The 4,320-nt window shown below is 36.7% G+C and carries 4 protein-coding genes and 1 pseudogene; 1 reads left to right on the top strand and 4 read right to left on the bottom strand.

The genetic code is table 11. The features are described 5' to 3' along the window. Window positions 1-25: 25 nt before the first annotated feature. From AC3DU7_RS26575 to apcA, 3 genes are all read right to left on the bottom strand, one after another. A complete protein-coding gene (locus AC3DU7_RS26575) occupies window positions 26-229 on the bottom strand; it encodes a rod-capping linker protein CpcD domain-containing protein (RefSeq protein ID WP_488042273.1) in 204 nt (67 codons plus the stop codon). A 352-nt stretch (window positions 230-581) separates the two neighbouring features. Beyond that, the gene (apcB, locus tag AC3DU7_RS26570; RefSeq protein WP_488042272.1) at window positions 582-1,067 is read right to left on the bottom strand and encodes an allophycocyanin subunit beta; all 486 of its coding nucleotides are present in this window, start codon (window positions 1,065-1,067) and stop codon (window positions 582-584) included. A gap of 172 nt (window positions 1,068-1,239) precedes the next feature. Beyond that, the gene (gene apcA / locus AC3DU7_RS26565; RefSeq protein WP_488042271.1) at window positions 1,240-1,725 is read right to left on the bottom strand and encodes an allophycocyanin subunit alpha; all 486 of its coding nucleotides are present in this window, start codon (window positions 1,723-1,725) and stop codon (window positions 1,240-1,242) included. Between the two features lie 1,246 nt (window positions 1,726-2,971). Between apcA and AC3DU7_RS26560 the strand changes: the two genes are divergently transcribed. Continuing rightward, on the top strand, window positions 2,972-3,175 hold the full coding sequence (locus AC3DU7_RS26560) for a hypothetical protein (RefSeq protein ID WP_488042270.1): 204 nt from the start codon (window positions 2,972-2,974) through the stop codon (window positions 3,173-3,175). Window positions 3,176-3,535: 360 nt separating this feature from the next. Here the strand turns inward: AC3DU7_RS26560 and AC3DU7_RS26555 are convergent. Further along, window positions 3,536-4,320, bottom strand: a pseudogene (locus tag AC3DU7_RS26555) (hypothetical protein); the annotation flags it as partial.

Genomic DNA, 4,320 nt, shown 5'->3' with positions numbered 1-4,320 from the left:
AATTACCATTTTTCAAAATAGTAATTTAAAGTAACCCAGTATTTGCTCCTGGTTTACCAGTAGCTAACTTGACATTAACAATTTTACCGCCCATTTTCATAATTCTTTGTTGTTCCTGGAACCAGCTATCATAAGGAACAAGCTTGGTAAAGTAAGTATTTTGTAGTTCTCGTTGAGTACGAATACGAGTTTGGCTTGGAACACAAGCAGTAATCTGAAACATTCTCATAATACAAATTTCTCCTAATACTTAGTGAAGATTTTCTTAAATCTTTTTGTAAAACATTCAGGGCTATTTCAGTTATCAGTTATCAGTTATTAGTACCAATCTCTGACGATCCGATACTTAAATCTAACACTAGCATTTCTAAGCAATGCGATCGCCTCAGATCTTAAACCTAAAAAATCCTAAGGCAGGGAACCTATAGAATCAATGCTAGCTTACCAAAACAAATTATTATTTAACAATAAGCCTTTGGCAATCTAACACTCATTCTAGGCTTCCCTTGCCTTATAGTAAAACATCAGTCAAATCAAAAGGGTAAATCTACCTTCTTTTGTCTTTTTTACCGATCGCTAAATTAGCTTAATCCAGAGCAAATGTAGTCGAAGTAAACGCCCATTTCTTTTCCAGCATCGGGGCCGACTAAACCAGCAGTAACTTCCTTCATAGCTTGAATAGCTTGTACAGTAGCACCGATGGGAACACCCAAAGAATTGTAGGTTTCTTTTAAACCATTTAATACGCGCTCGTCTAAAATGGAAGGATCGCCAGCTAGCATAGCGTAGGTAGCATAACGTAGATAATAGTCTAAGTCGCGAATGCAAGCAGCATAACGACGAGTGGTGTACATATTACCACCAGGACGAGTAATATCAGAATAAAGTAGAGACTTAGCTACAGCTTCTTTAACAATAGTTGCAGCATTAGCACTAATAGTAGTTGCAGCACGAACTCGTAGTTCACCTGTGGCAAAGTAGTTAGTGAGCTTCTCTAGAGCAGTACCATCAAGGTATTTACCTTGAATATCAGAAGAATTAATAACGGAGGTAATTGCGTCTTGCATTGTTGATTGATTTCCTTAAAATTTGCTGAATCTTCAAAAATTATTCGATAGGCGAAGGCCAGAATTTTAGAGATTTAATTATAGACTTCAACTTGATATTTCAGGAAGTTTCAAATTATTAAAACTTTTCCTTTTCATCAATTTTCACCTAACCTCTAAAAAATATTTAGCCTTAACTCATAGCACCGATAACATAGTCAAAGTAAGAAGCAGCTTCGGTTGCATCATCACCAGAGAGAAGGGAAGCAGCAACATTCTTCATGCAGCGAACACCTTCAGCAACAGCTTCGATGGGAGTGCCTAAAGACTTATACATTTCAGTAACGCCTACGAGTCCGATTTCTTCAATAGGAGTAACGTCTCCAGCAACAATACCGTAGCTGATTAAACGCAAATAATAATCTAGATCGCGCAAGCAAGTAGCAGTCATTTCTTCACCGTATGCATTACCACCAGGAGAAACAACATCAGGACGCTTTTGGAAAAGCTGATTTCCAGCTTCCTTGATAATACGCTCACGAGATTCACTCATAATTTGAGCAATCCGAACGCGACGCTCGCCAGAGGTAACAAAAGTCTTGATTCGGTCTAATTCGCCAGGACTCAGGTAACGAGCCTCAGCATCTGCATTAACGATTGATTTGGTAATTATACTCATGCTTTATTCCAACAGAGTTAAGGTAAAAGGTTGCTTCAAAATTGGTTAGCTAGTAAGAAGGACAAAGTACCCTCTGACATAACTACCTTCAGCAAGTATTTTGAGGCATTTTGTTCACTTTCTCATTATTCTCTTAATAGTTTGTAACATTTCCATGGTAAAAAGGGGTATTTTGGGCCAAAAACGCCCTGATTCTTTAGCAAATGACAATATATTTAAAACTTTTGTCTGAATATACATTTTTTTATTTCCGGTCTAAGGTCAGAGGCCATTTCTCATATTTTTTAGATGGAAGGCCATTAATCAGTTATCAGTTATTTCAGTTATCAGTTATCAGTGCCTCTGTAATCAGTTATCAGTTATCAGTGCCTTTGTAATCAGTGCCTCTGTAATCAGGAGGCTTGAGATAAGAAATATTCTATTTTCTCTTGGTCGAGCGGACATGATATTATTCATAACCACCAATTACCGAAAAATCGTGGGTATGCGCCTCCCCTTTTAAGGGGATAAAAAGCGGTCGAGAGATGGCGAGGAAACCTGCGCCATATCTAATCGACCAAGAGAAAAAATAATTCCGTACTTCAAGCCTCTAGCTTTCCTAGGTCATGCTGCGCAAACAGCTAGAGGTACTGATAACTGATAACTGAAATGACGGGCTGTTAACCCCTACAAATTGTGTATAATTGTGATATCAAGTTTGTTTGATTTATCAAACTAAATCTTTGTAACCCTCTCTCTTCCTGTACTTCGCTAATCCAAGGCTCCTCTACCTGACTACCAAAAGGTTTAACTAATTTATAACCGTTTAAACAGTAGTTCAGAGTCCAAATAATGGTAATGGAAGCTGATCTAACAAAATACTCCGAATTGCAATAACTATATTCTTTCCTACTGCCTTTTCCACTTCATCTACCTCTAGTCAATCAAATAATTCTTCTCACTCACTTTTATCCTCTTATTCCTTTATTCTTTTATTCCTTATTTCCTACTCCACTGTTAAGTATTCTAAAGGTACACGATATTAAATTTTTGAGAAAGCGGATCTCACATCCGAGGAGATTAAAAAAAACTATATACATTGCAAACACCTTCTTAGACTAAGATGTGAAACTCATTCTAGAAGAAATATATTTTAGCGTTGAATGTATGATTCAGGGGGACTAAATTGATTTAATTAAAATTATCCTGATTCTTATTTAGAGATTGAGAATAAGCGGGTATAGACTATTATCAATCTTTAAAAGTTATGAACAAACACATAATTTCAATCCTTTTGGTCAATTTTGCATTAGTGGGAGTCAGTATTATTCCGGACATAACAGGTAATTTCACTAATCTAAACTCTAGTAAATTACAATCTGAACGCAATATTCAATCTGAGCTTATTGCTCAGAGAGAGCCGTTTAAACCAGGAGATAGTCGAACAGATGCAAGGAGCGAAGAGAAATAGAAATACAGCATTTTCAGAATTCATAAGTCATGAAAAATATTTGAATAACTTAAGACTATCGTGGATAAATTATTCAGTAAGTAGGTAAAATTAAATATAAAATAGTTGTGAACAATAACAGAGATTCCATGATTTTTCTTACAGTGGTTTTCATTTGGGTAGACCACAGTAGGGATGTTCCATGGAACGTCCCTACAAAGTTTGAAATGTGAAGATGTGGTTCATCAAGAGCGAAAAGCACTGTAAGTCACCTAACATCTATGTTATTGGTGTCGTATTTATTTGTATTTACTTACTGAAACTTACTTAAATGATGAAATTTATTCAACCTACTCCCTACTCCGCCTTTTCTGGAGATGTCTATTGAGAATTTTGCTTCCAGCTTTTGGCTATATACCGCAGTTTGACGATCGCTACAGTCAATACTATACCAATAACGCTGGCACCCAAACTGAATATAATTGAGATTCCCGGTGCTAACCAGGGTTCGGGTACTGAATATTTAGAGAGCAAGTTGCCTACTGGATGACTGCTAGCTCTGGTGGTATCGGTGGTGACATAGGGAAAGTGACCGGAAATGGAAGCAACGCTGGCACCTGCACCTAATCCCACACCGATAATGGCTACTAAATCTTGAAAGTGGCGATCGCTCTCTGCTTGTTCTATTTCTGTGATGCCACGAATTGAGTTTATTAGGTCTTCTAATAGTTTTAAGTTGGGGCTGAGATTGGCATAGTCTTTTTTCATTTGCAGCAGATATTTTTCGGTTATTTCTTGATGGAATTTTTCGAGAAATTTGAGGTCTGTTGTGACTCCGGGGGTGGTTATCAAACGAGCTAATATTGATGAAATATCTTCTCCATTTATTGTTAGTTTGGAAAGTTGGGAAATTGGAGTGGGAATGTTTTCTGGTAAGAGATTTTCGACGGCTTTTGATGTAGCTTTTTCTCTGATTCTATCTAAGCGTCTTTGGTAGTTGAGCAGATTAATTTCTATGGTGCGGATTTGACTGTCGAAATAGCCTAAGTTAATTGAATAGTTAGATAAAGTTGTTTGAGAATTTACTAATATTTCTTTTAGTTGTTTGAGATTTAAACTAGGGTTTTGATATTTCTGGATTTCTTGGATATATTGTTGAATTTCTA

This window comes from Okeania sp. (genome assembly GCF_983059655.1).
Note: the sequence above shows the minus strand (reverse complement) of the source record. Positions and strands in the feature narration are given on the sequence as shown.